Origin of the sequence: Streptomyces sp. NPDC059853 (genome assembly GCF_042731495.1) — a bacterium.
Lineage (GTDB): Bacteria > Actinomycetota > Actinomycetes > Streptomycetales > Streptomycetaceae > Streptomyces.
In genome coordinates this window covers 1-2680 of the sequence record NZ_JBHWJL010000461.1, presented here as the reverse complement: position 1 = coordinate 2680, position 2680 = coordinate 1, and the positions used below count along the sequence as shown (strand labels likewise).

Genomic DNA, 2680 nt, shown 5'->3' with positions numbered 1-2680 from the left:
GTAGTGCATGCGCCCGCCGGACGCCTCCTCCATGACGTGCTGGAGGCTCTCGCGCTCGGTGAAGGCATAGAACATCGGGGTGATGCCGCCCAGCTCCAGCGGATAGGAGCCGAGGAACATCAGGTGGTTGAGCACCCGGTTCAGCTCGGCGAGCAGGGTGCGCAGCCACACCGCCCGCTCGGGGACCTCCATCCCCAGCATGCGTTCGACGGCCAGCACCACGCCCAGTTCGTTGGAGAACGCGGACAGCCAGTCGTGCCGGTTGGCCAGCACGATGATCTGCCGGTAGTCGCGCGCCTCGAACAGCTTCTCCGCGCCCCGGTGCATGTAGCCGACCACGGGCTCGGCCACCGAGATCCGTTCCCCGTCGAGCACCAGCCGCAGCCGCAGCACGCCGTGGGTGGAGGGGTGCTGCGGCCCGATGTTGAGCACCATGTCGGTGGACTCGGCGGCGCCGCCGATCCCGACCGTCGTCTCCGTCATGGCGACAGTCTGACAGCTCCTCCGGACGGCCCACCACGATCCGTGAGGGCGTTCTAAGCTTTTGAGCATGGACGAGGCAGGGGAAGAGGGCACCTGGCGCGGAGTACGGCCCGGGCTGCTGACCATGCGCCGGCTGGTGCTGGCGCTGTGGCTCGGCCCGGTGGTGCTGGCCGCCGCCGTCGTACCGGCCGTGCTCGGCGCGCCGGTGTGGTCGCTGCCCGCGCTGGCGCCGCTGGCGCTGGGCGCGTGGGGGTGGCGGGCGCTGGGACGCAACTGGCGCTCCTGGCGCTACCAGGAGCGGGACGACGATCTGCTGATCAGCCGCGGGGTGCTGTGGCGGCAGCTGACGGTGGTGCCGTACGGCCGGATGCAGCTGGTGGAGGTCACCTCAGGGCCGCTGGACCGCAAGTTCGACCTGGCCAGGGTGCAGCTGCACACGGCCGCGGCGGCCAGTGACGCCACCATCCCCGGTCTGGAACCGGCCGAGGCGGAGCGGCTGCGGGACCGGCTGACCGCGCTCGGCGAAGCCCGGTCGGCGGGCCTGTGAACAGGGACGGGGGCATCATGACCGGCGCACCGGACGAAGCCACGCCCGCGGCGGGCTCCGCGCCGTCCGAGCCGTCCCTGGAGCGGGACGGGCGCAGACTGCACCCCGTCACCCCGTGGCGGCGGGCCTGGGCGCCGCTGGCCGGACTGTTCGCCGTCGCCCTCAACAACGCCGAGAACCTCCGCTCCTGGACCCAGTCCCTCGGCCTGGGCTGGCTCGGGCTGCTGCTGGTCGTCCTCATGCTGTGCGGCGCCGGGTACGGCTTCCTGTCCTGGCGCGTCACCCGCTATCTGGTCACGGACACCGAGCTGCGGATCCGTACCGGGCTGCTGTTCCGGCGGACCGCGCATCTGCGGCTGGACCGGATCCAGTCCATCGACGTGACCCGCCCGCTGCTGGCCCGCGCGGTCGGTGTCGCCAAGCTCAAGATGGACGTGGTCGGCTCGGGCGACGCCGACGAGCTGGCGTTCCTCGGCGAGGCGGAGGCCACCGCGCTGCGCGCCGAGCTGCTGGCCCGCGCCGCGGGTATCGACCCGCTGGCCGCGCCCACCGCGGGCGAGGCCCCGGCCCGGCGGCTGGCGGCGGTGGAGACCCCGACGCTGGCGAAGGCCATCGCCCTGGAGACCCTCAGCGGCGGCTGGGCGCTGCTGCTGGTCGCCGGGATCGTGCTGCCCGCGGTGCTGCTGATGACGGCCGGGCCGTTCCTGGCGCTCACGGTCGCCGTCCCCATGCTGGCCGGGGTGTGGAGCGGCACGCTGGGGCGGTTCCTGACCCAGTACGGCTGGACGGTCAGCGAGTCCCCGGACGGGCTGCGCCTGGATCACGGGCTGCTCCAGCGCGACCACGCGACGGTGCCGCCCGGCCGCGTTCAGTCGGTGCGGATCGTCGAGCCGCTGCTGTGGCGGCGGTCCGGCTGGGTGCGGGTGGAGCTGGAGGTGGCCGGCGAGGGGAACGAGAGCGGGCTACTGGTGCCGGTGGCGAGCCGGGCGCTGGCGGCGGAGCTGATCGGCAGGATCCTGCCGGAGGTGGACATCGACAAGACGATGGCCTCCATCACCCCGGTGCCGCGCCGCTCGCGGTGGGCGGTCCCGGTGTGGCGGCACGGGTACGGGCACGGGGTGACCGACGCCGTGTTCGTGGCCCGCGCGGGGCGGCTGAGCCGGCGGTACACGCTGGTGCCGCACGCGAAGGTGCAGAGTGTGCGGATGACGCAGGGGCCGTGGGAGCAGCGGCTCGGCCTGGCGGACATCCATGTGGACCACGGGGCGAACGGCACCGCGACCGCCCGGCTGCGGGACGCGGCCGAGGCGGCGCGGGAGGTCGCCGCGCAGGCGGACCGCTCCCGGCTGGGGCGGCGCAACGCGACGCCGGAGCGCTGGCTGACGGGCGGGACGGCGTGACGCGCTGACCGGGGGGCCGGGGGCCGGGCCGGCCCCTCCGGCTCACCGGCCGCCCGCCACCCCTGGCCGTCCCCTCCGGCCGGTCCTGGGCCGTCTCTTGTGGATCTTCGTGGATCGGGCCGCGTTGCCGGATGCGGTGCGTCGCAAGGCGCCGGAGTGCCCCCAGGGCGGTGTCCTCCGGGCAGTTCGGCAACACGGCGAGGTTCCCCCGGCCTTCGGCCGGGAGGTGCCCCCAGTAGCCGGCGGCGCG

General features: G+C 74.4%; 2 protein-coding genes and 1 pseudogene. 2 read left to right on the top strand and 1 reads right to left on the bottom strand.

The features are described 5' to 3' along the window. Positions 1 to 483 (bottom strand): annotated as a pseudogene (locus tag ACFV5N_RS26725) (NADH-quinone oxidoreductase subunit D); the annotation flags it as partial. Between the two features lie 67 nt (positions 484 to 550). Here ACFV5N_RS26725 and ACFV5N_RS26720 point away from each other — a divergent pair. Together ACFV5N_RS26720 and ACFV5N_RS26715 are read left to right on the top strand one after the other, a co-directional pair. Beyond that, complete coding sequence (locus ACFV5N_RS26720) at positions 551 to 1030, top strand: PH domain-containing protein (RefSeq protein WP_385604783.1); 480 nt, start codon at positions 551 to 553, stop codon at positions 1028 to 1030. Between the two features lie 17 nt (positions 1031 to 1047). Then, entirely contained in the window at positions 1048 to 2430 is a 1383-nt protein-coding gene (locus tag ACFV5N_RS26715) for a PH domain-containing protein (protein ID WP_385604780.1), read from the top strand. Positions 2431 to 2680: the final 250 nt, after the last annotated feature.